The organism is Baekduia sp., assembly GCF_035685985.1.
GTDB lineage: Bacteria > Actinomycetota > Thermoleophilia > Solirubrobacterales > Solirubrobacteraceae > Baekduia.
Window position 1 is genome coordinate 172,135 of record NZ_DASRZV010000025.1, and the last position, 24,021, is coordinate 196,155.

Annotated in this window: 26 protein-coding genes and 1 riboswitch; of the genes, 9 read left to right on the plus strand and 17 right to left on the minus strand. The window is 73.7% G+C overall.

The window, feature by feature from the left end:
- Positions 1-53: 53 nt before the first annotated feature.
- Together VFG42_RS16445 and VFG42_RS16450 are read right to left on the minus strand one after the other, a co-directional pair.
- Entirely contained in the window at positions 54-1,355 is a 1,302-nt protein-coding gene (locus VFG42_RS16445; RefSeq protein ID WP_324909849.1) for a hypothetical protein, read from the minus strand.
- Between the two features lie 175 nt (positions 1,356-1,530).
- Positions 1,531-1,917, minus strand: coding sequence for an iron-sulfur cluster assembly accessory protein (locus VFG42_RS16450; RefSeq protein WP_324909850.1), 387 nt, complete (start codon positions 1,915-1,917; stop codon positions 1,531-1,533).
- Positions 1,918-1,952: 35 nt separating this feature from the next.
- On the opposite strand from VFG42_RS16450, the gene VFG42_RS16455 reads away from it, so the two are divergent.
- Both VFG42_RS16455 and grxD read left to right on the plus strand, forming a co-directional pair.
- Positions 1,953-2,189 carry a BolA family transcriptional regulator gene (locus VFG42_RS16455; protein WP_324909851.1) on the plus strand — a complete coding sequence of 79 codons (237 nt, stop codon included), beginning with the start codon at positions 1,953-1,955 and terminating at the stop codon, positions 2,187-2,189.
- Positions 2,186-2,581: a Grx4 family monothiol glutaredoxin gene (gene grxD, locus VFG42_RS16460; RefSeq protein WP_324909852.1), complete on the plus strand. Its 396-nt coding sequence runs from the start codon at positions 2,186-2,188 to the stop codon at positions 2,579-2,581. The genes VFG42_RS16455 and grxD overlap by 4 nt, the downstream gene beginning before the upstream one ends.
- A gap of 3 nt (positions 2,582-2,584) precedes the next feature.
- On the opposite strand, the gene VFG42_RS16465 is transcribed toward grxD, so the two are convergent.
- Positions 2,585-4,330 (minus strand): hypothetical protein, encoded by a 1,746-nt coding sequence (locus VFG42_RS16465; protein WP_324909853.1) that lies wholly within the window; start codon positions 4,328-4,330, stop codon positions 2,585-2,587.
- Between the two features lie 67 nt (positions 4,331-4,397).
- Here VFG42_RS16465 and mtnA point away from each other — a divergent pair, with 67 nt between their 5' ends.
- The gene (mtnA, locus tag VFG42_RS16470; protein ID WP_324909854.1) at positions 4,398-5,447 is read left to right on the plus strand and encodes an S-methyl-5-thioribose-1-phosphate isomerase; all 1,050 of its coding nucleotides are present in this window, start codon (positions 4,398-4,400) and stop codon (positions 5,445-5,447) included.
- 58 nt (positions 5,448-5,505) lie between these two features.
- On the opposite strand, the gene VFG42_RS16475 is transcribed toward mtnA, so the two are convergent.
- Entirely contained in the window at positions 5,506-6,576 is a 1,071-nt protein-coding gene (locus VFG42_RS16475) for an NAD-dependent epimerase/dehydratase family protein (protein ID WP_324909855.1), read from the minus strand.
- A gap of 45 nt (positions 6,577-6,621) precedes the next feature.
- Here VFG42_RS16475 and VFG42_RS16480 point away from each other — a divergent pair, with 45 nt between their 5' ends.
- Positions 6,622-7,497: a DegV family protein gene (locus VFG42_RS16480; RefSeq protein ID WP_324909856.1), complete on the plus strand. Its 876-nt coding sequence runs from the start codon at positions 6,622-6,624 to the stop codon at positions 7,495-7,497.
- Between the two features lie 5 nt (positions 7,498-7,502).
- Here VFG42_RS16480 and VFG42_RS16485 read toward each other — a convergent pair whose 3' ends face one another.
- The 7 genes from VFG42_RS16485 to VFG42_RS16515 are packed head-to-tail and all read right to left on the minus strand — an operon-like array spanning position 7,503 to position 11,286.
- The gene (locus VFG42_RS16485; protein ID WP_324909857.1) at positions 7,503-8,633 is read right to left on the minus strand and encodes an AI-2E family transporter; all 1,131 of its coding nucleotides are present in this window, start codon (positions 8,631-8,633) and stop codon (positions 7,503-7,505) included.
- 57 nt (positions 8,634-8,690) lie between these two features.
- Positions 8,691-8,927, minus strand: a complete 237-nt coding sequence (locus VFG42_RS16490; RefSeq protein WP_324909858.1) for a DUF3618 domain-containing protein — start codon at positions 8,925-8,927, stop codon at positions 8,691-8,693.
- A 56-nt stretch (positions 8,928-8,983) separates the two neighbouring features.
- Positions 8,984-9,403 (minus strand): phage holin family protein, encoded by a 420-nt coding sequence (locus VFG42_RS16495; protein WP_324909859.1) that lies wholly within the window; start codon positions 9,401-9,403, stop codon positions 8,984-8,986.
- On the minus strand, positions 9,400-9,699 hold the full coding sequence (locus VFG42_RS16500; protein ID WP_324909860.1) for a hypothetical protein: 300 nt from the start codon (positions 9,697-9,699) through the stop codon (positions 9,400-9,402). Before VFG42_RS16500 ends, VFG42_RS16495 begins: the two co-directional genes overlap by 4 nt.
- Positions 9,696-9,833 carry a hypothetical protein gene (locus VFG42_RS16505; RefSeq protein ID WP_324909861.1) on the minus strand — a complete coding sequence of 46 codons (138 nt, stop codon included), beginning with the start codon at positions 9,831-9,833 and terminating at the stop codon, positions 9,696-9,698. Before VFG42_RS16505 ends, VFG42_RS16500 begins: the two co-directional genes overlap by 4 nt.
- Positions 9,834-9,865: 32 nt before the next feature.
- Positions 9,866-10,474 carry a TetR/AcrR family transcriptional regulator gene (locus VFG42_RS16510; protein ID WP_324909862.1) on the minus strand — a complete coding sequence of 203 codons (609 nt, stop codon included), beginning with the start codon at positions 10,472-10,474 and terminating at the stop codon, positions 9,866-9,868.
- Complete coding sequence (locus VFG42_RS16515; RefSeq protein ID WP_324909863.1) at positions 10,474-11,286, minus strand: carbon-nitrogen hydrolase family protein; 813 nt, start codon at positions 11,284-11,286, stop codon at positions 10,474-10,476. Before VFG42_RS16515 ends, VFG42_RS16510 begins: the two co-directional genes overlap by 1 nt.
- Before the next feature lie 72 nt (positions 11,287-11,358).
- Between VFG42_RS16515 and VFG42_RS16520 the strand changes: the two genes are divergently transcribed.
- Both VFG42_RS16520 and pepT read left to right on the plus strand, forming a co-directional pair.
- The gene (locus VFG42_RS16520; RefSeq protein WP_324909864.1) at positions 11,359-12,168 is read left to right on the plus strand and encodes a DUF2804 domain-containing protein; all 810 of its coding nucleotides are present in this window, start codon (positions 11,359-11,361) and stop codon (positions 12,166-12,168) included.
- A gap of 37 nt (positions 12,169-12,205) precedes the next feature.
- Complete coding sequence (gene pepT, locus VFG42_RS16525; protein ID WP_324909865.1) at positions 12,206-13,522, plus strand: peptidase T; 1,317 nt, start codon at positions 12,206-12,208, stop codon at positions 13,520-13,522.
- Here pepT and VFG42_RS16530 read toward each other — a convergent pair.
- The 5 genes from VFG42_RS16530 to VFG42_RS16550 are packed head-to-tail and all read right to left on the minus strand — an operon-like array spanning position 13,508 to position 18,185.
- Positions 13,508-14,467 carry a GGDEF domain-containing protein gene (locus VFG42_RS16530; RefSeq protein WP_324909866.1) on the minus strand — a complete coding sequence of 320 codons (960 nt, stop codon included), beginning with the start codon at positions 14,465-14,467 and terminating at the stop codon, positions 13,508-13,510. The two genes, pepT and VFG42_RS16530, sit on opposite strands and share 15 nt — an antisense overlap.
- Positions 14,468-14,506: 39 nt before the next feature.
- The gene (locus VFG42_RS16535; RefSeq protein ID WP_324909867.1) at positions 14,507-15,352 is read right to left on the minus strand and encodes a DNA-3-methyladenine glycosylase family protein; all 846 of its coding nucleotides are present in this window, start codon (positions 15,350-15,352) and stop codon (positions 14,507-14,509) included.
- A complete protein-coding gene (locus VFG42_RS16540; RefSeq protein WP_324909868.1) occupies positions 15,353-16,057 on the minus strand; it encodes a MerR family transcriptional regulator in 705 nt (234 codons plus the stop codon). It abuts the gene before it with no gap.
- Complete coding sequence (locus VFG42_RS16545; protein WP_324909869.1) at positions 16,054-17,301, minus strand: CaiB/BaiF CoA-transferase family protein; 1,248 nt, start codon at positions 17,299-17,301, stop codon at positions 16,054-16,056. The genes VFG42_RS16540 and VFG42_RS16545 overlap by 4 nt, the downstream gene beginning before the upstream one ends.
- Positions 17,298-18,185: a 3-keto-5-aminohexanoate cleavage protein gene (locus VFG42_RS16550; RefSeq protein WP_324909870.1), complete on the minus strand. Its 888-nt coding sequence runs from the start codon at positions 18,183-18,185 to the stop codon at positions 17,298-17,300. The genes VFG42_RS16545 and VFG42_RS16550 overlap by 4 nt, the downstream gene beginning before the upstream one ends.
- A 136-nt stretch (positions 18,186-18,321) precedes the next feature.
- On the opposite strand from VFG42_RS16550, the gene VFG42_RS16555 reads away from it, so the two are divergent.
- The gene (locus tag VFG42_RS16555; protein WP_324909871.1) at positions 18,322-19,632 is read left to right on the plus strand and encodes a glycosyl hydrolase; all 1,311 of its coding nucleotides are present in this window, start codon (positions 18,322-18,324) and stop codon (positions 19,630-19,632) included.
- Positions 19,629-20,396: a tyrosine-protein phosphatase gene (locus VFG42_RS16560; protein ID WP_324909872.1), complete on the plus strand. Its 768-nt coding sequence runs from the start codon at positions 19,629-19,631 to the stop codon at positions 20,394-20,396. The genes VFG42_RS16555 and VFG42_RS16560 overlap by 4 nt, the downstream gene beginning before the upstream one ends.
- Here VFG42_RS16560 and VFG42_RS16565 read toward each other — a convergent pair.
- Complete coding sequence (locus VFG42_RS16565) at positions 20,356-21,951, minus strand: lipopolysaccharide biosynthesis protein (protein ID WP_324909873.1); 1,596 nt, start codon at positions 21,949-21,951, stop codon at positions 20,356-20,358. The genes VFG42_RS16560 and VFG42_RS16565 overlap by 41 nt on opposite strands.
- A gap of 231 nt (positions 21,952-22,182) precedes the next feature.
- Positions 22,183-22,283: riboswitch (cyclic di-GMP riboswitch) on the plus strand.
- A gap of 28 nt (positions 22,284-22,311) precedes the next feature.
- On the opposite strand from VFG42_RS16565, the gene VFG42_RS16570 reads away from it, so the two are divergent.
- Entirely contained in the window at positions 22,312-24,012 is a 1,701-nt protein-coding gene (locus VFG42_RS16570) for a putative glycoside hydrolase (RefSeq protein WP_324909874.1), read from the plus strand.
- Positions 24,013-24,021: the final 9 nt, after the last annotated feature.

The window sequence follows — 24,021 nt, forward strand, 5'->3', positions numbered from 1 at the left end:
GTGCTGGTCGCCGGCGACCTCGTGGTCCGGCGCGCGATCGAGCGCGGCTGGGGTCAGGCGCAGGCGGCCGGGCGCGGCGGCGGCCCGTCGCTGGGCGCGCGGTCGGCGCCCCAGGCGGCCCAGAGGTCGTAGGTCGGGTAGACGCGGGTGAGCCCGGCGTCGACCAGGCCGACCGGGTAGGCGGTGTCCTCGCGGAAGGTGTACTGGAACGCCGCGTCGACGCGCGGGTCCGCCGCCCAGCGGTCCAGCAGGCGCTCCTGGGCGCGGCACTGCGCGCGCAGCGACGCGTCGTCGGTCGGGCGCGGCGCGCCCGGGTCGTCGCCGCCGACGCCGGTCTCGGTGATCCAGATGTGCGCGCCGCGCGTGCACGGCCGGGCGTCCAGCGCGGTCTCCAGCTCGGCGACCGGGTCGGGCTTGCCCGGATCCGGATGGACCTGGGCGTAGTCGTGCTGGGACCACAGCCGCGACGCGCAGGCGACGTCGTCGGGCAGCGCGGAGACCATCTCCTGGACGGTCGAGCGGCGCGGCGAGGCGACGGTCGTCCCGGCCATCTCGCCGAGGACGAGCTGCTGGTCGCCGGGCACGGCGTCCAGCGCCTGCTCAGCCGCGCGCACGAGCGTCGCGTAGACCGACGCGGCCACCGTCGGCGCGTCCTTGGAGCAGGTCGCGCGCTGGGGCGAGATGAAGGCCGGGTGGTTGGGCTCGTTCCACGGGCTGTAGTACGTGACCGTCGCGCCCTGCTGGCCGGCCAGCGCGGCGATCTGCCCGATGAGCGCCTGGTAGGCCTCCAGGCCCTGCGCGGTGATCGGCCGCGACGTCGGGCCTGCGTCCGAGCGCTCGCACCCCGACGCCGGGTCGGCCGCCCACGCCGGGACGCCCGCGATCACGATCTCGACCTCGGGCACGCCGAGCCCCGCCTTCTGCAGCGAGGCGATCGCGGCCAGCTCGTCGGCGATCCCGCTGGACTCGCCGCACGGCGCCAGCCCGCGCAGGCAGCCGTCGGCCGGATGCGACAGGTCGGCGGGCCGCGACGGATCGGGCTGCAGCTGCGACCAGTAGACCGGCACGCGCACGAAGCGCGGCTTGAGCGCCAGCAGCCGGTCGCGCCAGATCCCGAACCCGGGCGCGACGACCGGACGCGTGCCGGGATCCCACAGCAGCTGCGAGTTGGACTCGGTGATGCCGGTCGCCAGCACGACCGGCCGGTCGGGCGTCTGGGCCGGCGCGCTCGTCGTCGCGGGCGCGACCTGCGAGGCGGACGGCGGCGCCGCGGCCGCGGTCTTCGCGGGCGGGCGCGCGTCGTCGTCCCCGCCGCCGCAGCCGGCGAGGAAGAGGACCGAAACCAGAACCGCCAACCAGCCTGAGCCGGCTGAGTGTCGGTTCCGAAGCGAGCGCGGTCGTGGACGTGTTCCGGGCGGATGCTGAGCGCCACACGATTCCGCAGGCGATCCTGGTTGGATCGTCAAGGGATCGGGTGGTGCTCAGCGTCGGCCGGGACGCGTCCACGGCCGTGCTCGCCGGAACCGGCGCTCAGACGGCCGAGACCTCAGCGTCGTCCTCGACGCGGAACGACGAGCCGCAACCGCAGGCCGCGACGACGTTGGGGTTGTTGACCTGGAAGCCCGCGCCCTGGAGCGAGTCGACGTAGTCGATCTCCGAGCCGTCCACGTAGGGCAGCGACTGGGCGTCGACCAGGATGCGGAGGCCCTGGTCCTCGAAGATGGCGTCGCCATCGTGCTGGTCGTCGAAGGCGAGCTGGTATTGGAAGCCGGAGCAGCCGCCGCCCCGCACGCCGACGCGCAGTCCGGCGGAGCTGATGTCGGCGCCCTGGGCCTCCAGGAACTCGCGAACCTTGACGGCGCCCTTCTCCGTGAAGCGGACGCCCTTGGCCTGGTAGGTGACGGTGGTTCCGGTCATCGCTATACAAAGGATAGCGATACCCTCAAGCCCCGATGCCGACGACGGACGAACTCAAGAGCCGCATCGAGGCGGCGCTGCCCGACAGCACCGCCGAGGTGGAGGACTGGACGGGTGGAGGCGACCACTTCCGCGCCACCGTGGTCTCCCCCGCGTTCGCCGGGCTGAGCCGCATCCAACAGCACCGTCTCGTCTACGACGTGTTCGGCGCCGAGATCGGCGGGGCGATTCACGCGCTGTCACTGACCACCAAGGTTCCGGAGCACTCATGAGCGACAACCCCATCCGCGAGGCGATCGCCGAGGCGATCCGCGACAACCCGACGATCCTCTTCATGAAGGGCACGCCCGACGCGCCCGCGTGCGGCTTCTCCGCGCGCACGGTCGCCGCGCTCCAGACGCTCGACGCGCCGTTCGCGGCGGTCGACATCCTGCCCGACCCGCGCATCCGCCAGGAGCTGTCGGCGCTGTCCAACTGGCCGACGATCCCCCAGCTGTTCGTCAAGGGCGAGCTGGTCGGCGGCTGCGACATCGTGCTGGAGATGCTCGAGTCCGGCGAGCTGGCGCAGGCGCTCGGCGTCGAGCAGCCCGACGACGTCGAGGACGGGGCGGCGGCCGCGCCGACGCGGCCCGCGCCGCTGGGCATCGAGAACCGCCTGTCCTGAGCCCTAGGGCTTGACCACGACCCGCAGCGCCGCGCGTCCGCTGAAGCGCAGCTGCGGGTCGTGCAGCACCTCGATCTCCGACGTGGCGGTGTCGCCGTTGCCGTCGCCGGGATCGCGGAAGCTCGCCGTCACGCCGTCCTCGCGGTGGATCGCGCCGAACGCCGCGGTCAGCTCGCGCAGCGAGCGCGGGCCCGGGTCGTCGCTGCCCGACGAGTCGTCGCCGAGCGAGATCGTGAACGTCGAGCTGTAGTCGCCGCTGTCGGTCTGCCCCGCGACGACGTCGGCGGGCGTCCCGGTCAGCGTCAGGATGTGCGTGCCCTTGCTCAGGTAGCGCGGGATGTGGACCTTGACCGTCCGCGTGAGCTTGGCCCCGCGGACCTTCTGGGCGTAGACCTTCACCTTGACGTCGCGTCCGCGCTTGACGCGCGTGGGCCCCGTGGCGCCCAGGATGTAGGCCTGGCGCAGCGAGCGGCGCAGCTTCAGGCTCACCGCCGCCGACGTCACGTGGACGACGCCGAAGTTGTACTGGTCGAGCAGCGTCGTGGCCGAGGCGACGTCGGCGACCAGCGGCGCGGCCGGCGAGCTGGGCGTCCCGCCGACGTAGGTGTTGCAGAACCGCAGCGGCGCCTGCTGCTCGCGGATGTCCAGCCGCAGGCACAGCTCGCCGCTCTGGCGCGCGGGCGAGCCGCGCAGGATGTCGTAGGCGGCCTGCGCGACGGCGACCGGCGCGACCTGGGTCAGCGACGAGGTGCCGGTCGGCTGGCCGACCGCGGTCTCGTCGGCGATCCGGCTGTTGACGTGCACGACGCGGCCCGAGTCGAGGTCCTTGGCGGTCACGCGCAGCGGGAACGTCGTGGGCAGCGCGCCGAGGCGGCCGACGACGGCGGTCGGCGCGTCGTTGGTGAGCGTCCCGAGGTCGTGGCCCGGCGTCGCGTACTTGTAGGAGACGGAGTCCTCGGTGTCGAGCGGGTTGTTGACCACCGTGTAGACGTAGGCGTCCTGCAGCAGCAGCGAGCGGCGGCCCGCGCCGTCCAGCGGATGGCCGAAGGCCCAGACGGTGTCGCCGTCGACGTAGGTGACGGTGCCGACCGCGCCGGCCTGGATGTCGCCCGAGGACAGCGACGCGGCGACCGAGGCGCCGGGCTGGAGGGTCTGCGGCGAGAAGGCGGCGACGCGCGGCGCGGCGGGCGCCGCGTAGACCGCGCGGCCGGCCTTCTTGGCGGCCTTGGCCAGCGCGGTGGCGACCGGGCCGCTGACGCCGGCGAAGCTCAGCGGCGTGCCCAGCGCGCGGGCGCGGCGCGCGAGCTTCTTGGAGGACTTCGACGCGCTCGCCGCGCTGACCGGCGGGATCGCGGGCTCGCCGAGCATCGTCTGGATCGGCGTGACGAGCACGAGCTTGTTGCCGTAGTCGCCGGTGCCCTGGGCGATCGCGCCGATCGTCTTGGCGACGCCGTCGGCCGGGTCGACGCACACGACCGGCGAGCCGCTGAAGCCCTCGGCGATGCCGGTCTCGTCGACCGCGGGGCCGCTGGCCTTGACGAGGATCGACGCGTACGGCTCGGCGAGGACGTCGACGACCTCGACGTCGAAGCTGGTGATCGCGGTGCCCTTGATCACCGTGTAGCCGGTGCAGCGCATGCCGTTCTGGACGGCCGACAGCGGCATGATCGGGCCGCCGGCGGCCTGCGCGGCGGCGGGGATCAGCAGGGCGAGGAGGGCGGCGGCAGCCGCGGAGAGCGAGCGGGGCACGGGTGCGGCGAACAGTAGAGAAGGGTCCGGCGCGGGCGTCGCACCAGCACCTTCTAAGGTGACCGGCGTGGCGATCCCGTCCGCGTCCGAGCGCATCCAGGCCGTCCGCTGGGACGGCAAGCGGCTGTCGATCCTCGACCAGACGCGGCTGCCGCGCGAGGAGGTCTGGCTGAGCCTGACCGGCGCGCGCGACACCGCCGAGGCGATCGCGCGCCTGGCCGTGCGCGGGGCGCCGAACATCGGGATCGCCGCCGCCTACGGGCTGGCGATGGAGCTGAGCGCGCGGCCGTCGCTGGGGGCGCTGGAGGAGGGCGCGGACGTGCTGATCGCCTCCCGTCCGACCGCCGTGAACCTGGCGTGGGCCGTCGAGCGCGTGCGCGCGGCGGTCATGAGCGCGGGGCCGACGACGATCTCCAGCGCGGCGCGCGGCGAGGCGCAGAGGATCCAGGCCGCCGAGGACGCGGCGTCGGAGGCGCTCGCCGGGTTCGGCGCGGACCTGCTGGACGGCGCGCGGACGGTGCTGACGCACTGCAACACGGGGGCCTTGGCGACCGGCGGACGCGGGAGCGCGCTCGGCGTGTGCGTCGCGCTGGCCGAGCGCCACGAGGGCGTGAAGGTCATCGCTTGCGAGACGCGGCCGCTGCTGCAGGGCGCGCGGCTGACCGCGTGGGAGCTGGCGAGGCTCGGGATCCCCCATGCCGTGGTCGTCGACGGCGCCGCGGCGTCCCTGCTGCGCCGCGGCCTGGCCGATGCCGTGATCGTCGGCTGCGACCGGGTCGCCGCCAACGGCGACACCGCCAACAAGGTCGGGACGTACTCGCACGCCCTGGCGGCGCGGGCGGCGGGCGTGCCGTTCGTCGTCGCCGGACCGACCTCCACCATCGATCCCTCCACCGTGGACGGCGACGCGATCGAGATCGAGGAGCGGGGCGCGGACGAGGTGACGTCGTTCGGCGGCGTGTCGGTGGCGCCGGCCGGGACGCCGGTGATCAACCCGGCGTTCGACGTGACGCCGGCCGGGTTGGTCAGCGCGCTGGTCACCGAGCGGGGCGTGGCGTCGCCGGTGGACGGGGCGTCGGTGGCGGCGCTGCTGGCCGGCGCCGACGCCGTGGCGTGAGCGCGCCGGCGGCGCGACCCGCGTCCCGGTCGCGGGATCGACCGGTCGGATCGACCGCTCAGTCCCGCAGGGCCCGCGCCACGCCCGCCAGCCGCGAGGTCCCGAACCCCGCGACCCGCAGCGCCAGCGGCTGCCGCGTTCCCGGCGCGCGGACGGCGTCGGGCTCGCGTTCGCGGTACCACTCGATCGTGTCGATCAGCGGCTGCTCGTGGTGGCCGGTCGTCCAGCCCAGCTCGCGGCGGGCCTTGTTGGAGCGGTAGGCCCAGCGCAGCGAGAGCGCACGGACCTCCTCGACGGTGATCGGCGGGCGGCCGGGCAGCGCCTGGAAGGCCTGGGCGACGGCCAGCGCGGCGGGCAGCGGCAGCTTGACCGCGGGCGGCTCGACCCCGCTCAACCGCCCGAGGTCGGCGAACAGGCGGTCGTTGGTGAAGTTCCGGCCGCCCAGGATGTAGCGCTCGCCCACCGCGCCGCGCTCGGCGGCCAGCAGGTGGCCGCGCGCGACGTCCTCGGCGCCGACGATGCAGAGCGTCCCGTCGACGTAGATCGGGATCTCACGGCGCAGGAAGCGCCGGACCAGCTCGGTCGAGGACCGGTGCACGTCGCCGCGCCCGAGCACGTGCGCCGGGTTGACGATCACGACCGGCAGCCCCTGAGCGCAGATCCGCAGCGCCTCGCGCTCGGCCTCGGCCTTCGCGTTGGCGTAGGTCAACCCGACGCGGGCCGCGTTGAAGCCCTGGGTCTCGTCGGCCGTCACGCCGCGCGGCGCGGGCCCGATCGCCGCCACGGCGCTCGTGTGCACGACGCGCTCCACGCCCGCGCGCAGCGCCTCCTCCAGCACGACGCGCGTGTCGAGCACGTTGGCGCGATGCAGCGCGCGCCAGCCCGCGCGCAGCGTCGTCGCGCCCGCGACGTGGAACAGCAGGTCGACGTCGCGCAGCGCGCGGCGGGCGTCGCGGCGCACGACCACGTCGCCGGCGAAGACCTGGACGCCGTCCTCGATCCCGGCCAGCGCGGCCCGCGACGCGCCCTCCGGCACGGCGACGCGCACGCGATCGCCGCGCTCCACGAGCGCTCGGGCGACGTGCGAGCCGATCAGCCCGGTCGCACCGGTTACGAGCGTGACACCCATCCGGCACGCATCCTGCCACGCTCCGAACCCGTAGGCTGGCGCACCATGTCCCAGGTCGCGGTCGTCACCGACACCACGCACTACGCGCCGCGCGAGCTGCTGGCCGCGCACGACATCCGCCAGGTGTCGCTCTACGTCAACCTCGGCGACCGCCACGAGCGCGAGTCCGACATGCCGGACTTCGACGGCTTCTACAACACGCTGCGCGCGATGGACCAGCTGCCGACGACGTCGCAGCCGTCGATCGGCGACTTCCTGGAGGTCTACGAGCCGCTGGCCCAGGAGGGGCGCGACATCGTCTCGGTCCACATCGCCGGCGGCATCAGCGGCACGCCGGAGACCGCGCGCCAGGCGGCGACCGAGATCGCGACGCGCTACCCGGGCCGCCGCGTCGAGGTCGTGGACTCGCGCACCGCGTGCGGCGGGATCGGGCTCTGCTCGCTGGCCGGCGCCGCGGCCGCGTCGACCGGCGCCGACGTCGACGCCGTGCGCGCCCGCGTCGAGGAGGCCGCCGACGCCATGAAGATCTGGTTCGCGGTCGACACGCTGGAGTTCCTCAAGCGCGGCGGGCGCATCGGCACCGCGCAGGCGTGGCTGGGCGGCGCGCTGAAGATCAAGCCGATCCTCACGATCGACCGCGAGATCACGCCGGTCGAGCGCGTCCGCACGGCGGGCCGCGCGTTCGAGCGGATGGTCGACTACCTCAAGGCGCGCAAGGAGGACGGCGCCGACGGCTGGGTCGTCCAGCACATCCAGGCCCCGGCGGAGGCCGCGCGCCTCGTCGAGCGCGGCCGCGAGATCTTCGACTCCGAGCCGGTCTTCGTCAGCGAGATCGGCCCGGTCATCGGCACCCACGTCGGCCCCGGCCTGATCGGCGCGGGCGGCCTGCCGCGCGCGCTGATGGCCGAGCTGGGCGTCTAGCCGCCTCAGCCCGGCGAGGGCACGATCACGCCGCCCCCGCCGCCGTCGTCGTCGGGCGGCGGCCGGTCGGGATCCAGCAGCGCCTGGGTCTTCAGCTCCTGGCGCCAGGCCCACCACTCACGCAGCACGATCTGGATCGACGCCGCCAGCGGGATCGCGACGATCGCGCCGAGGATGCCCAGCAGCGTCGAGCCGAACAGCACGGCCACGAGCACGACGAACGGCTGCACCTGCACGGTCCGCCGCTGGACCTGCGGCTGGATGATGTTGTTCTCGATCTGCTGGTAGACGACCGCCCAGACCGCCCAGATGATGGTGTCGGTCGGGAAGTTGTTGAACAACGTGACCACCCCGATGAGGATGGCCGCCGCGGTCGCGCCGACGAGCGGGATCAGCGACGCCAGCCCGGCCATCACCGCCAGCGGCGCGGCGAACGGCACGCCGAGGATCTCCAGCACGATGAACGCCTGGACGCCCGCGATCAGCGCGATCGTCAGCGCGCCCTGGACGTAGCCGCCGACCGCGCTGGCGGTGTGGTCCAGGATGCGCCGCATCCGTTCTCGCTCGGCCGGGGGTCTGAGCCGCAGGGCCGCGTCGGTCCACTCGCGCCCGCGCGACACGATGAAGATGCTCAAGATGAGGATGTTGACCAGCGCGAAGATCGAGTTGACCAGGCCCAGGCCGATGTCGCTGAGGACCTTGGCGGCGTCGCCGACCCGGCCCGGCAGCTGGTTGGCCTGCTTCTGCAGCTGGCCGGTCAGGTCGTACTTGTCGTCCAGCTCGCGCAGGCGCTTGTTCTTGTTGACGTAGTCCTGGACGTCGTTGGCGTACTTGGGCAGGTCCTCGGCGAAGTTCGTGCCCTGCGTGACCAACGGCGGCACGACCAGGGCGGTCAGCCCGATCGGGACGAGGATCAGCCCCAGGTAGACGATCGCGATCGCGAACCCGCGGCGCATGTGGTTGTTGAGCCGGTTGACCGGCGCCGAGAGCGCGACCGCGATGAACGTCGCGGTCAGGACCCAGCCGATCGGCCTGCGCAGCAGGAAGATGAGGTAGAGCGCGAGCGCCGCCAGGACGACGATCGTCACGATCCGGAGGATCGAGCGGGCAGGCAGCTCTGAGGCGCGCGTGGGCATCCGCCCCGAACCGTAGGCATGGGGCCGGACGGTCCAGGGCGAATCGCTACGCGGCGTCTACCAGCGGCGCTTCTTCTTGCGGCGCATGAGGCCGCCGATGGCGGCAATGCCGCCACCGATCACGAAGCCCGCGACGGCGGCGCCGATGAGCACCTCCTGCTGGTGCTCGCGGATCTGCTTGCGCCAGTCGGTGACCTCGGCGACCTCGCCGCGCAGCCGCTCCAGCGAGACGGCCAGCTCGGCGCGGTTGGCCTCGATGGAGGCCCGAATCTCCTCCGGCGAACGTTGGGACATCAACAAGCCTCCGGGAGGAGATTCGCGATCTCCTCGGGCGAGCGCTGGGCGGCCATCTAGACCGTCCCCCCGGGATGCTCGGCGGACACGGTCTCCTTGATCAGCTTGGCCTCCTCGATGGCCATCTTCGGCGCCGGCGGCGAGCCCTTCTTGAGCGCGCGGTAGGCGACGTAGCCCGCCAGCGCGGCGAGCAGGAGCAGGATCGCGGCGATCGTGAAGTAGCCCCAGAAGTACTGGCCGTCGGGGAACGGGATCGCCCAGTAGGCCAGCCACGCCAGCCCGAACAGGATCATGATCGCCGCCCCGAGGACGAAGACCCCGGCCGCCGCGGCGACCGCGGCGCCGACGCCCAGCGAGCGCACCTTCTGCGTGACCTCGGCCTTGGCCAGCTCGATCTCCTCGCGGACGAGCAGCTGGGCCTTCTCGCTGACGTCCTGGATCGCGGCGGCCAGGTTGGTGGGCTGCTGATCGCTCACGAGTGCTTCCTCCGGGCCATGCCCTTCAGGAACAGGGCGGCGACGAGGCCGCCGGCGAACGCGGCGCCGACGAGCTTCTCGGGATGGGGATCGACCTCGCCGCCCGCGCCGCCGAGCAGCGCGCTGCCCGCGGGCTGCGCGAACGTCGCGTCGCCCAGGGGGACGGTCGGCGTGGGCTCGGCCGGCGGATCCGCGGCGGGCGGGATCGGCGCCTGCGCGACCGCCTCGGCGGGCTCGGGCGCCGGATCCACGTACGCGGGCTCCGGCGTCGGGCTGTCGGGGTCCGGCCCGGTCACTCCGGCGGGTCCTCGTCGAAGATCCGGCGGAAGGCCATGGCCGCCGCGCGCGAGGCGACGACCGACGCGGCCGCGCCGAACGCCGCGAGGAGGCCCGACCAGGCGAGGCGCTTGACGATGTCGTTCTGCTGCATCGGGCCACAACCCTACCCGCAAGGCAGGCGGGCTATTGATCCAAGCCGCCGCAGATCGTCTCGACGATCAGCCGCTTGGCGTCGTCGATGTCCTGGCCGGCCTTGGGCAGCGAGTCGAAGATCCAGCCGGTCAGCACCTGCTCGATCGCCCCGTAGAACGCCATCGCGGCGAACTGCGGCGAGATGTCGGAGCGGAACTCGCCGGCCGCCTGCGCGCGCTCGACCACCTGGGCGATCAGGTTGTAGGCCTCGGTGATCTTCGCCAGGTGCGTCTGGCCGAACGAGTTCGCCGCGCGCGTGACCTCCACGATGATGACCTTCATCAGGTCGGGGTCGTGGCGGTAGGAGTCGACGATGAACCCGGCGATCGCCTCGAGCTTCTTGCGGGCCAGGATGTCCTGCTCGTCGACCTGCCGGATCGCCTCCAGCATGACGTTCCAGCGCTCGAGGAACAGCGTGTCCAGGACCTCGTCCTTGGACCGGAAGTAGTGGTACACCAACCCGTAGGCGACGCCCGCCTCGTCGGCGATGTCGCTCACGCGGCAGGTGTGGAACCCCTGGCGGGCGAAGACGCGGACCGCCGCGTCGAGGATCAGGCGGCGCTTCTCGGCGGCCGCGGCGCTGTTGCGGGCGGTGGCCATCAGTACGTCTCCGGCCGGCGGTTCGCCAGCGACGGGAGGTCGGCGCGGATGCGGGCCTGGCGGTCGAGGTCGAGGTCGGCGATCGCGTAGGACTCGGTGTCGGGCGCCTGGGCGAGGACGAGGCCCCAGGGGTCGACGATCATCGAGCGGCCGCCGGTGCGCAGGCCCGGCGCGTGGCGCCCGACCTGGTTGGCGGCGATCACGAAGGCCTGGTTCTCGATCGCGCGGGCGCGCAACAGCACCTCCCAGTGGTCACGGGTCGTCGGCTCGGTGAAGGCCGACGGCACGGCGAGGACGCGCGCCCCGTCGACCGCCAGGCGGCGGTACAGCTCGGGGAAGCGCAGGTCGTAGCAGATGGTCAGCCCGAGGCCGACGCCGTCGGCGGTCGCGCTGAGCACGATCTCGTCGCCGGGCGCCTCGCCGTCGGACTCCTTGTAGGCGCGACCGCCGACGAGCACGTCGAACATGTGGATCTTGCGGTAGGTCGCGCGGTCGGCGCCGTCGGGCCCGACGTGGACCGACGTGTTGGAGCCGCGGCCGTCGGCGCGGCCGTCGACCCGCTCGGCGATCGAGCCGGCGACGAGGTCGATGGCCAGCTCGCGCGCGATCGCCCGCGCCCACGACAAGGCCGGGCCGTCCAGCGGCTCGGCGCCCGCGCGCTGGTCCTCGGGCGACCCGTAGACCGACCACTTCTCGGGCAGCACGACCAGCGACGCGCCGTCGGCCGCGGCGGCGCGCACGAGGCGGTCGGCCGTCTCGAGGTTCCTCGCCTTGTCGGCGGTCGCGGTGAGTTGGACGGCAGCGGCGCGCAAGAGTCGGTGGAGTGGGGGCCCGAGCGGCGATTGACTGGTCAGTCAACAGCGCGTCTGGGAGCATACCCCGCCGTGCCGAGCCTGTCCGAGCTGCCCCTGCGAGACCGCCCGACCGGGCTGCCCGTGCCGCCCGCGCGGATGGCGCCGCTGCGCGACCGACGCCCGCTGAAGCGCTGGCGGTACCTCGGGCTGTACGGCGAGGATCTCATGCTTTGCGCCGCGACGGTGCGCGTCGCGGGCCTGCCGCAGTCCTTCTGGGCGTTCTGGGACCGCCGCGACCTGCGCGAGAAGACGGTCTTCCGCCCCGGCGCGGTGGCGATCGCCGACGACGCCGCGCGCTTCGCCGACGCGCGCCTGACGCTGGAGCCCGACGGCGACGCGATGGCCGTGACCTCGCGCCACGGCGACTCCTACATCTGGACGCGCAAGCGGCCGGTGCGCGCGACCGGCACGGTCGGCGGCCGCGCGATCGAGCTGCGCGGGCTGATCGACGACTCCGCGGGCTACCACGCGCGCCGCACCGACTGGCGCTGGTGCGCGGGCGTCGGCGAGGCGCCCGACGGCACCCCGTTGGCCTTCAACATCGTCGACGGCGTGCACGACGCGCCGGTCGGCAGCGAGCGCACGGCCTGGGTCGGCGGCGTCGCGACCGAGCTGCCGCCCGCGACGTTCGCCGACGACCTGTCGGCGGTCTCGTTCGGGGACGCCGACCCCGCCCGCCTGGCCTTCGCCGAGGAGGCCCGCCGCGCCCGCGCCGACGACTTCAAGCTGTTCGCCTCCGACTACGTCCAGCCGTTCGGGACGTTCTCGGGGACGCTGCCCGGCGGGATCGCCGTCGCCCGCGGGTGGGGCGTGATGGAGCGCCACAGCGTCCGCTGGTGACGCGGGGCCGCCGCGGTCACGGTCTAGGCTGGACGGCATGCCGTCCCCGTTTTCCTCTCCCCTCGCCGAAGCGCTGGCGCCCGGCCTGCTCGAGCGCTTCGACCGCTACTGCCGCATCGAGTCCACCGCCGCGCGCAAGCGCACCAAGAGCCCCAGCTCGCCGGGGCAGCTGGAGATGGGACGGCTGCTCGTGGACGAGCTGAAGGCGGCCGGGCTGGAGGACGCGTTCCTGGACGACAACGGCTACGTGGTGGCGACGCTGCCCGCCACGGTCGAGGACGCGCCGGTCATCGGCCTGGTCGCGCACGTCGACACGTCGCCGGACGCGCCGGGCGCGGGCGTCGAGCCGATCGTGCACCGCGACTACGACGGCGGCGTGATCGAGCTGCCGCGCGGCGGCACGAGGCTCGACCCGGCGACGGTCGGCGCGTTGGCGGACAAGAAGGGCCACGACGTCATCACCTCGTCGGGCGACACGCTGCTGGGCGCCGACGACAAGGCCGGCGTCGCGGAGATCGTCACCGCGGTCGCCCACCTGGCCGCGCACCCCGAGCTGCCGCGTCCGACGATCCGCGTGTGCTTCACGCCCGACGAGGAGATCGGCGAGGGCGCGACGCTGTTCGACGTCGAGCGCTTCGGCGCGTTCTGCGCCTACACCATGGACGGCTCGGAGGTCGGCGAGCTGCAGGACGAGACGTTCGACGCCGCCGAGGTGACGGTGACCGTCCACGGCGTCGACATCCACCCGGGCTTCGCCAAGGACATCCTGGTCAACGCCGCGCGCCTGGTCGCGCGGTTCGTCGCGGCGCTGCCGTCCGACCACATGACGCCCGAGACGACCGACGGCCGCGACGGCTACATCCACCCCTACGCCCTGGGCGGCGACGCGCAGAAGGCGACCGCGACGATGATCGTCCGCGACTTCGACGAGGACCAGCTCGCGCGGCACGTCGACCTGATCCGGTCGACCGCCGAGGAGGTCGTCGGCGCCGAGCCGCGCGCGCGGCTGGAGGTCGACGTCGTCCACCAGTACCCCAACATGCGCTCGCACCTGGAGCCGTTCCCCGAGGTCGTCGAGGCCGCCGAGCGGGCGATCTCCGCCGAGGGCCTGGAGGCGCGCCGCACGGTGATCCGCGGCGGCACCGACGGCTCGCGGCTGAGCGCGATGGGCCTGCCGACGCCCAACGTCTTCACCGGCGGCCACGAGTTCCACTCGGTCCGCGAGTGGGCGTCGCTGCAGGACATGGCCTCGGCCGCCGCGGTGATCGTCCGGCTCGCCGAGGCGTGGACGCAGGACGACCTGCGCGGCGCCGCGGCGGCGGCGGCGCGCGAGCGCGCCTCAGCCGAGTTGTAGGGGTCGCCGCGGCCGCCCGCGCTTGGCCGCGTAGAGGTCCGCGTCGGCGGCCGCCAGCGCGGCGTCCAGCGACACCTCGCGCTCCCACGCGGCGACGCCCGCCGACCAGGTCGTCGGATGCGCCTCGCGCAGGCGCGCGACCACGCGCGCCGCGCCGTCCTCGGACGTCGCGGGCAGCAGCACGGCGAACTCGTCGCCGCCGTGGCGGGCCAGGAGGTCGGCGGGGCGCAGCACGCCCCGCCAGGCCGCCGCCAGGTCGGCGAGCAGCAGGTCGCCGGCCGCGTGGCCCTCGCGATCGTTGACGGCCTTGAAGTCGTCGAGGTCGATGAGCACGACCGTGAGGTCCGCGCCGGTGCGCGCGGCCAGCTCGTGCTCGCGCTCGGCGGCGGCGACGAACGCGCGGCGGTTCAGCAGGCCGGTGAGCGGATCGGTCTCGGCCTGGCGCCGGACGCGCTCGCTGAGCTTGGACAGGGCGTGCGCGGAGCCCCAGACCGTCGCGCTGACCAGGATCCACGCGGTCACCATCCCGTGCAGCCCGCCGGCCAGCAGGCCCGCGCCGAAGCCGACGGTCGTCAGCGCGCAGTGCAGGCGCGTGGCCGCCGGCGTCAGGAACAGCGCGCTGTAGACCGTGATCCAGACGTAGGCGTAGCCGGCGAGCATCGCCCCGCCGGTCGTCGCCGAGGCGCCGACCAGCACGCTCGCGCACCCGATCTGCACGGCGACGGTGAGCGTCAGGCCGCCGTGGCCGACGCGCGATCCGGCGAGGATCAGCCCGCCCGCCAGCACGACGCCGCCGAGCGTCAGCGCGATCAGCAGGTCGGTGGGGCGACCGGGCGCGACCGGGAACGCCGCCGAGAACGCGCACGCGACGGCGGCGACGAGCGTCAGCCCGGACAGCGACCGGACCTCCGGCGGGGCGGCGACGAGCCGGTGAGCCATCCTCATCTCCGGGAGGACCTACCCGGTCGGCCGGCGGACTCCTCCTCAGCGTGGCGCGCCGAGCGGAGGTTTGGCGAGGTTTGCCCAGAGCTGCAGGACCGCGTGGCTGCGGTGCGGCGCCCAGCGCGGCGCGTCGGCGGTGCTCGCGCCGAGGCCCCGCAGCGCCGTGCGGACCGCGACGTCGCCGTCGAGGAAGACGTCGGGGTCGCCGAGGCGCAGCGCGACGTAGCCCGCCGTCCACGGGCCGATCCCGTACAGCGCGGTCAGCGCGCCCGCGTCGGCGGGCGTCGCGAGCGGCGGGTCGGCGGCGGCCAGCTCGCGCAGCGTCCGGGCGCGCGTGCGCGGCATGCGGAACGCGTCGTCGGGCGCGGCGAGGAGCGCGGCCGGCTCGGGGAAGGCGAAGGCGAGCGGGCCCGCGCGCCGCACGCCCGCGCCGAGCGCGACCCTCCGCCCCACCGTCGCGGTCAGGTGCGACAGCAGCTTGCTCGCCGCCGCGACGCTGATCTGCTGGCCGACGACCGCGCGCACCGCGGCCTCCCAGCCGGAGGCGACGCCGGGCACGCGCAGGCCGGGCCGGGCCGCGACCAACGGGCCGAGGACGGGGTCGTCGCCGAGCGCGGCTCGCGTCGCGGCCGGGTCCTGGTCGAGGCCGAAGAGCGCGCGGGCGACCGCCACCGCGCGCGGCTCGTCGTCGGGCGCGGCGAGGGCGAGCGTCGCCTCCACCCCGTCGACGCGCGGCGTGAGGGAGACGACCGCGTCGCCTCCGTCCAGCGCCAGCGTCCGCCGGTACGTGCCGCCCTCGACCGCCTCGACGCCGGCGATCGCGCGCGCGGCCAGGAACGCCAGGACGGCACCGCCGTCGAAGGGCGGCGCCGTCGGCAAGAACACCATCTAGCGCTCGCGCGCCTGGCGCGCCAGCTCGGCCAGCAGCAGCTTGGAGTGCAGCGCGCCGAGCAGCTCGCGCAGCGGCTCGGTGCCCGAGGCGATGATGTCGGCGGCGCGCTCGGCCTCGACCTCGCCGGCCAACCGCCCCAACATGGTCGCGATCTCCTCCTCGACCAGCGGCTGCAGCGCCTCGCGGTAGCGCAGCGTGTCGTAGACCGTGAAGCCGAGCGTCTCGTCGTAGCCGCCCGCGCGGAAGCGGACCATCGCCTCGATGATCGCGACGTCGTCGGGGTCGTAGCCGCGCGTGTCGGGGGTCAGGATCTCCAACTCGGCGAGGCGGTCCAGCACGACCTCGGGCAGGTCGTAGCGCTCGCGGATCTCGGCCTTGCTGACGCGCGCGGTGTCGCGGCGCTCCAGCGCGCGCTCGATGATCCGGTCCTCCAGCTCGACGAGCGCCAGCGCCCGGTCGGGGTCCTCGTCGAGCATGCCCTTGATGACCTTCAAGGGCATGAAGCGGTCCTCCTGCAGCCGCTTGATGAGCGTGATCCGCTCCACGTACGCCGGCGGGTAGTAGGCCATGTTGCGCGACGTGCGCACCACGCCCTCGCCGTCGCCCAGCAGCCCCTCGCGGAGGTAGTGCTTGATCGTGCCCGCCGAGACGCCGCTGCGCTGGGCGAGCTCGCTCATCTTGAGGAGGCCGTCGTCGTTCACGAGGCCAGGAACGTATCTCCGGTCGCAGATGCCGCCGCGGCCGCGACCGCGCCGGACTCCAGCAGCCGCGCGATCGCCGCCTCCTCGTAGCCGGCCTCGCGCAGCACCTCCTCGGTGTGCTCGCCGAGCGCCGGGCCGCCGCGCCGGACGGCGCCGGGCGTGCGCGAGAGCTTGACCGGGAAGCCGAGGCCCTTGACCGTCCCCGCGCCCGGCTGCTCGAACTCGATCACCATCTCGCGGGCGCGGACCAGCTCGGACTCCAGCGCCTCCTCGACCTCCAGCACCGGCTCCAGGCAGCAGTCGTGCTCGTCGGCGAACGCGGCCCACCGCTCGCGCGTGCGGCTCGCGAAGATCGCCTCGACCTCGGCGTGCGCGTCGGAGCCCGGCCGCTCGAACTGCTTCTCGATCAGGTCCGGTCGCCCGACGCCGTTGGCCCACGCCGCGAAGAACTTCGGCTCCAGCGCGCCGAGCGTGACCCAGCCGTCGGCGCAGCGGTAGGGCCGGTAGCAGAGCAGCGAGCCGCTGAGCATCTCCCGGCCGCGCCGCGGCGTCTCCCCCGCGGCGAACACGCGCGCGGCGACCATCGCCAGCCAGCTCAGCGCGCCGTCGAACATCGAGGCGTCGACGAGCTGGCCCTCGCCCGAGCGGTCGCGCTCGCGCAGCGCGGCGAGGATCCCGAAGGCGCCCATCAGCGCGCCGCCGCCGAGGTCGGCGATCTGCGCGCCGGCCTGGATCGGCGCGCCGCCCTCGTCGCCGCCGAGCGCCAGCACGCCGTTGAGGCCCAGGTAGTTCATGTCGTGCCCCGAGCGGTGCACGTTGGGACCGGTGAGGCCGTAGCCGGTGATCGCGCAGTAGACGATCCGCGGGTTGCGCGCGCGCATGACCTCGTAGCCGACGCCGAGGCGGTCGAGCACGCCGGGCCGGAACGACTCCAGGACGACGTCGGCGTCCTCGACGAGCTTGAGCAGCACCTCGCGTCCGGCCTCGGACTTCAGGTCGACGCGGATCGAGCGCTTGTTGCGGTTCAGCGACAGGAACAGCGACGACTTGGCCGTCTCCTCCGCGCCCTCGAACGCGGGCGGCGACCAGCGGATGTAGTCGCCCATCCCGGTGTCCTCGACCTTGATGACGTCGGCGCCGAAGTCGGCCAGCAGCAGCGAGCAGAACCCGCCGGGCAGCAGGCGCGACAGGTCCAGGACGCGCAGGCCCTCGAAGGGCAGCGCGGCGGCGGCGGAGCCGCTCACGCGGCCACCCGCGGCTTGAGCCCCAGCAACGCGCGCGCCTCCTCGACGGTCGCCGGACGGCGCCCCGCGTCCTGCGTCATCTGCCGCGCCTTGGCGATCAGCTCGCCGTTGGACTTGGCCATCTCGCCGTCGGGCAGGTACAGGTTGTCCTCCAGCCCGACGCGGATCGAGCCGCCCAGCGCCAGCGCGGCGGCCAGCAGCGTCCACTGGTTGCGCGAGATGCCGATGACGCCCCAGTGGTGCGGACCCCCGGGGACGTCGGCCAAGTTGTCCGCCATGACGGCGAGGTTGCGCGCGGTCGGCGGGATGCCGCCGACGACGCCCATGACGAAGTCCGCGTGCAGCGGCGGCTCCAACACCCCCATGTCGATCAGCGGCGTCAGCGAGCCGACGTGGCCGAGGTCGAAGCACTCGTGCTCGGGCTTGATCCCCAGCTCGCGCATGGCCTTCAACAACGCGATGATCTCGTCGAACGGGTTCGCGAAGACCGCCGAGAACACGAAGTCCTTGCGGCGCTTGGAGTACTTCGCGTAGTTCATGGACCCCATGTTGAGCGCGGCGACCTCGGGCGGGCAGGCCCTCAGGTACTCGATGCGCCGCTCGACGCCGACCCCGATCGTCCCGGTGGAGAAGTTGAGGATCGCGGCGTCGCCGACCTCGGCGCGGATCGCGTCGTGGATCGCCGTGAAGTCCTGCGCGTCGTAGCTCGGCGTGCCGTCGGGCTTGCGCGCGTGGATGTGGATGTGGACGCCGCCCTCGTCGACGATCCGCCGCGCCTCGGCGGCATACTCCGCGGGCGTGTAGGGGATCGCCGGGCACTGGTCGCGGTTGGCCAGCGCGCCCGAGATGGCGCAGGTGATGACGACGGGGTCCTCGAGGCTCAAGACGTTCTCGCTCGCTCCGGGGTGACAGTGAGAAGTGGGACGTGCCACTTCCTACTCTGCCGCAATTCGTCGGTCATGGCAACCGGGACGTACCGCGGTACCAGAAGTCGGCCCATCCAGCGCTATCCTGCGCGCCTTGCACGCGCACGCGCCGGTCCGGCACCTCCGCATCGCCCTGCTCGTCCTCCTGGCCGTCGGCGCCTGCGCCGTCACGGCCTCCGCGGCGGGCGCCAAGGCGCTCTACGGCATCCAGGGCGTCGCGGTCGGCACCTCGCCGGCCAAGCTCGCCAAGGAGCTCGACGCCGTCCACGACCTCGGGATGACGTCGCTGCGCGTCAGCGTCGACTGGTCCCAGCTGGAGCCGGCCGCGGCAGGCCGCTACGACGCGACCTACCTCGCGAGCCTCGATCGGCTGAACGCCGCCGCCGCGGAGCGCCAGATCAAGCTCATCCCGTTCCTGGTCAGCACGCCCTGCTGGGCGTCGTCGGCCCCCGACAAGGCCAAGGCCCAGTGCTCCTCGAAGGGCACGCCGTTCGCGGTCTCGCGCTACCAGCCGTCCGACTTCGCCGCGTTCGCCGACACGTCGGTCTTCCTCGTCACGCGCCTGCGCGCCAACCTCGCCGCCTACGAGGTCTGGAACGAGCCCGACCAGGCCAACGAGAACTACTGGGCCGGCCCGAGCAAGGTCCGCAACTACGTCGCGATGGCCAAGGCCGCCTACGGCCCGCTGAAGGCCGCGGCGCCCGAGGTCCCGGTCATCGCCGGCTCGTTCGTCGGCGGCAACGGCAAGTGGCTGCAGGCGCTGTACGACGACGGCTTCAAGGGCTCCTACGACGCGCTCGCCGTCCACTTCTACGACCTGCCGCTCGACGCGCTGAAGACCACGCGCGCGGTGCAGCTGCGCAACGGCGACCGCTCGAAGCTGTGGCTGACCGAGTACGGCTACGACAGCTGCTACGCCAAGCGCGGCCCGTCCGGGCGCGTCGAGCACGCGTGCCTGACGCAGGCCGGCCAGGCCAAGGCCGTCAAGGAGCTGATCCGGGCGACGCGGTCGACGTCCTACGTCGCGGCGCTGACGCTGTACGAGCTCAACGACTTCAACACCGACTACCAGTTCGGCGTCTTCGACCGCCGGGGCCACAGGAAGACGCTCTACGGAACGCTGCGCTCGCTGATGCGCCGTCCGCTCCCGGCGGCGACGGTGAAGCCCAGGATCCGCCTGAGCCTCAGCGGCGGGCGGCTGCGCGCCACCGGCACCGGGTCGATCATCGACACCTACAGCTTGACGCTGCGCGCGCACGGCCAACTGCGCTACCGCGCGATCCTGCGCACCGACCGCTTCGGCCGCTTCACGGTGCGGTTCCCGGCCTCGACGCCGCGATCGGGAGTGAAGGTGAGGATCGCGTCACGTTGGACAGCGACGGTAAGCTCGTCCGCCTCTCGGTGAGCGTCGACCTTCACTGCCACATCCTTCCCCGCCTCGACGACGGTCCGCCGTCGATCGAGGAGAGCGACCAGCAGGCCTCGGCGCACCTCGCCGCGGGCGTGTCCGCGGTCGTCGCGACGCCGCACGTGCGCGGCGACCTGCCGCAGAACACCAGCCGGATGATCGAGGCGGCGACCGTCGCGCTGCGCCTGCACCTGGCCCGGCGCGACATCCCGCTGGCGATCCACTCCGGCGCGGAGGTCGACCTCGCCCACGCCTGTGACCTCGACGACGTCGAGCTGGGCGCCCTGACCATCGCCGGTCGCCGCTGGCTGCTGGTCGAGGCCCCGCTGTCCCGGCGTCCGACCGACGCCGAGGTCCTCCTGGGCCTGCTGCGCTCCCGCGGCCACCAGCTCGTCATCGCGCACCCGGAGCGCTGCCCGCAGTTCCAGCGGCGCCCGGAGTCGCTGCGGTCGCTCGTGGCCGGCGGCGCGCTGACGCAGATCACGGCGTCCGCGTTGGACGGCGCGTTCGGCACCACCGCGCGCAACTACGCGCGCTGGATGCTCGAGGAGCGCCTGGCCCACGTCGTCGCCTCCGACGCCCACGACACGCGCGCCCGGCCGCCGGGCGTGCGGGCCTCGCTGGCCGCGGCGGGCGCCAAGCACCTGGAGGGCTGGCTCACCGACGAGGCCCCGGCGGCGATCGTCGCGGGCGCCGACTCCGTGCCGCCCCCGCCCGCGCTCAACCGCCGCGGACTGCGTCGGCTGCGCCGCGCCGCGTAGGCCCGCCCAACCGGCGCAGCAGCGGCGCCAGCGGCCCGATCCGATGGCCGGCGGCCTCGGTCAGCCAGGCCGTGTCCTCCTCGGACAGCAGCGCCAGCCGGCCCGTCGCGAGCCACAGCACGACCGCTGCCGCCGCGCCGGCGGCCACGACCTCCGCGAAGCCGTCGAGCAGGACGATCGGCACGAGCGTCGCCAGGCCCGCCAGCAGCGCCAGGACGATCGAGCTCACCATGAACCGCGGCTCCAGCTCGGCCGGGGCCAGCATCCGCCCGACGAGCACGAGCGACGGCACGCCCACGACGAGCTGGGCGACCACGTTGACGACCGCGGCGCCCTCGGCGCCCCACGGCGGGACGAGCAGGAACGCGAGGCCGAGGTCGGCGATCGTGCCGATCACGCCCCAGATGACCAGGAAGCGCATGCGGCCGAAGATCCACAGCAGCGCGCTGGCCATCCCGGTGACGGGCAGCAGCGCGAACGGCGTCAGCAGGATCGCCAGGACCGGCTGGGCGCCGTGGTACTCGCTGCCGTAGACGAGGCCCAGGAGGGCGGCGCCGAGGCCGGCGGCGACCGCCACGAGCGTCGGGCAGAGGGCGATCAGCAGGCGCGTGCCGCGCCAGTAGCCCCAGCGGATGCGGTCGTGCTCGCCGGCGCCGTGCAGCGTGGCGACCGCCGGCAGCGCGACGTTGGTCACCATCGCCGGCACGCGGCCGACCGCGGCCGCCGCGGCGAACGCGACGGAGTACAGCGCGACCTCGGTCGCGCCGGAGTAGTGGCGCAGGAAGACGACCTCAGAGCGGCTCAGCACCACGAACTCGATCACCGCGAAGAACGTCGAGGCCTGCATGAACGAGCGGAACTCGCGGCGGCGCGCGGAGGTGATCGGCACCGTCTCGCCGAGCTGCCCGCGCAGGCGCGCGGCGTAGCGCGTCGTCCAGGCCAGGTTGACCGCCGCGACCGCGAACTCGACCGCGAAGTACCCGGTGATGCCGCCGCCGAGCGCGAGCACCGAGATCGCGGCGATGACCGCCGCGATCGTCGTGACCAGGCCCGGCAGGAGGCTGTCGCGCCAGCGCTGCGCCGCGACCAGGAACGAGCTGGCCGCCGCGTGCACGCACGCCACCCAGGTCGCCAGGCCCGCGAGCACCCAGCCGCCGCTCGGCGTGGCGCCGAAGACCGCGGCCGCGGTGAAGCCCACGGCGGCCGCCAGCCCCGACAGGACCTGCACGCGGACCGTCCAGCGCAGCAGCCCGACGACCATCCCGTTCTCGCCCGCGCCGAACAGCTCGGCGCCGAAGCGCGACAGCGCCGCCGGCACGCGCGCGGCGAAGACCGACACGCACGAGACCGAGATGAACGCCATGAAGCTCTGGCGGCCGAAGTCCTCGGCGCCGAGCAGGCGCGCGGCCGCGATCGAGATCAGCAGCGTCTGCAGGGGCGGGACGACCGCGACCAGCAGCCCCCACACGCCGCCGCGCAGGACGGTGGCCCCGTCGGTCTGCCCGAGCTCCGGTCCGTTGAGGCCGTCAGCGCTCGCGGGACTGGGTCCGCTCACGCCCGCCGCCGCACGGGCTCACATGGGGCGATCGGCACGCCGCTGACAATAACGCGTGCTCCTGGGAGCTTTCTCAGCCGCGTCCACCGGCGTCCAGCCGCTCTGGACGCCGGTCCGATCCTGAACACCGGTTCAACGTTTGTCCGAACCTTGGTGCGTCGTGGTCGGGCCTTCGACCACGGCCGCCGATCCTGAAGCCACGCAAGGGCGAACCCCGTCGCCCTCGCAGACCATCGACAACGGCAAACCCGCCGCGAGGCGGGGACGCAAAGCCACGGGGCCCGGGTCTGCGCGCGCAAGCGCCAGGCCGAGTGGCCAGCCGGGCTACCGAAAGGCAGGCAAGTCACAATGCGCGCACGAATGCTGCTCGCAACCCTCGTCGGGTGCATGTGGTGCACGTTCGCCGTCCCGAGCATCGGGCAGGCCGCACCCGCAGGGCACTACCAGCTCTCCTTCGCGACGCCCTCGTCCTTCGCCAGTGTCTCGGCGGCGGCGCAGCGGAACTCCTACATCGTGCTCCAGGCGTGGGACACCACGCGGGCGCGCCAGATCAAGGCCGCCAACCCGAGCACGACGGTGCTGATGTACCAGAACTTCTCGGCCATGGCCAAGGGCGCCGGCCCCAACGGGCTGTACTCCAGCGGCGTGGGCATGGAGCAGGCCGACACGGCGCACCCGGACTGGTTCCTCAAGAGCACGAGCGGCAGCCGTCTCACCGAGGGCGACTACTCGTGGCTGTACATGGCCGACATCGGCAACGCCGGCTACCAGAGCGCGTGGGCCGACAACGTCGTCTCCCGCCTGTCCGGCGGCCCGTTCGACGGCGTCTTCATGGACGACGTCAACACCACCGCCAAGTACCACACCGACCCCACCAAGATCGCGCGCTACTCCACCGACGCCGCCTACCAGGCCGCGACGCGCTCGATGCTGGCGACGGTCTACCCGCGCCTGAAGGCCGCGGGCAAGCTGGCGATCGCCAACATCGGCTCCTGGACCGAGAACCCGTCGGTGTCCGCCGACTGGCTGCAGTTCCTCGACGGCGGCCAGGACGAGATGTTCGCCAAGTGGTCCAAGACGCCGGGCGTCGGCTACCGCCCGACGATCGACTGGAAGATCCAGCTCAACGAGATCACCACGGCCGAGGCCAAGGGCAAGCGCTTCCTCGGCGTCACCCAGGCGGGCAGCGGCGACAAGCAGGCCGAGCTGTACGGCTGGGCGACGATGCTGATGGCCGCCGGCGGCCGCAGCGCCTACCTGTCGACCGACACCTACGCCGGCGACCCGGACTGGCTGCCGGAGTACGACGCGCCGATCGGCGACCCGGCCGGCGCGATGACCTCGCTGGGCAACGGCGCGTTCTCCCGCGCGTTCACCAACGGCCTCGTCGTCGTCAACCCGGGCACGAGCAACGCCAAGGTCGACTTCGGCGGCACCTACAGCGGCTCCGGCCTGACGAACGCCAAGAGCGCGACGCTGGCCCCGAACACGGCGCTCGTCCTCACCAAAGGAGATCAGGCGGGCGACGACACCACCCCGCCGAGCACGCCGGGCGTCCCGAGCGACGGCGGCTCGAGCACGGGTGGCACGACGGGCGGCGGCACGACGACGGGCGACGGCGGCGCGGCGACGAGCGGCGGCGACACGGGCACGACGGGCGGCGGCGACGCGGGCACGCCGAGCGACAGCGACGCGAGCGCGCCGAGCGCCCCGGTGACGACCCCCGCGCCGGTCACGACGCCCGCGCCGGTCACGACGCCCGCCGCCCCGGTCACCGCGCCGACGGCCCCGGTGACCACGCCGACGGCCCCGGTCAGCACGCCCCAGCCGCCGGCCACCGCGCCCACGGCCCCGGTGACGGCCCCGACCAAGGCGCCGACGAAGGCCAAGACGCCGTCCAAGAAGAAGCCGTCGACCAAGACGCGCGACGCCAAGGCGCGGGCCGCCATCGTCAAGGCCACCAAGAAGCGGGCCACCAAGGCCGCCGCCAAGAAGAAGGCGGCGACCAAGGCCAAGAAGACGGCGGCCGCCAAGCGCAAGGCGGTGGCCAAGCGGAAGTAGCCCGCCGCG

What these genes read in the sequence shown, in the direction of transcription:
- VFG42_RS16450 (WP_324909850.1), bottom strand. Translation starts at nt 1,917, where the DNA reads ATGACCGGAACCACCGTCACCTACCAGGCCAAGGGCGTCCGCTTCACG.
- VFG42_RS16455 (WP_324909851.1), top strand. Translation starts at nt 1,953, where the DNA reads ATGCCGACGACGGACGAACTCAAGAGCCGCATCGAGGCGGCGCTGCCC.
- grxD (WP_324909852.1), top strand. Translation starts at nt 2,186, where the DNA reads ATGAGCGACAACCCCATCCGCGAGGCGATCGCCGAGGCGATCCGCGAC.
- VFG42_RS16475 (WP_324909855.1), bottom strand. Translation starts at nt 6,576, where the DNA reads ATGGGTGTCACGCTCGTAACCGGTGCGACCGGGCTGATCGGCTCGCAC.
- VFG42_RS16480 (WP_324909856.1), top strand. Translation starts at nt 6,622, where the DNA reads ATGTCCCAGGTCGCGGTCGTCACCGACACCACGCACTACGCGCCGCGC.
- VFG42_RS16485 (WP_324909857.1), bottom strand. Translation starts at nt 8,633, where the DNA reads ATGCCCACGCGCGCCTCAGAGCTGCCTGCCCGCTCGATCCTCCGGATC.
- VFG42_RS16490 (WP_324909858.1), bottom strand. Translation starts at nt 8,927, where the DNA reads ATGTCCCAACGTTCGCCGGAGGAGATTCGGGCCTCCATCGAGGCCAAC.
- VFG42_RS16505 (WP_324909861.1), bottom strand. Translation starts at nt 9,833, where the DNA reads ATGCAGCAGAACGACATCGTCAAGCGCCTCGCCTGGTCGGGCCTCCTC.
- VFG42_RS16510 (WP_324909862.1), bottom strand. Translation starts at nt 10,474, where the DNA reads ATGGCCACCGCCCGCAACAGCGCCGCGGCCGCCGAGAAGCGCCGCCTG.
- pepT (WP_324909865.1), top strand. Translation starts at nt 12,206, where the DNA reads ATGCCGTCCCCGTTTTCCTCTCCCCTCGCCGAAGCGCTGGCGCCCGGC.
- VFG42_RS16530 (WP_324909866.1), bottom strand. Translation starts at nt 14,467, where the DNA reads ATGAGGATGGCTCACCGGCTCGTCGCCGCCCCGCCGGAGGTCCGGTCG.
- VFG42_RS16535 (WP_324909867.1), bottom strand. Translation starts at nt 15,352, where the DNA reads ATGGTGTTCTTGCCGACGGCGCCGCCCTTCGACGGCGGTGCCGTCCTG.
- VFG42_RS16570 (WP_324909874.1), top strand. Translation starts at nt 22,312, where the DNA reads ATGCTGCTCGCAACCCTCGTCGGGTGCATGTGGTGCACGTTCGCCGTC.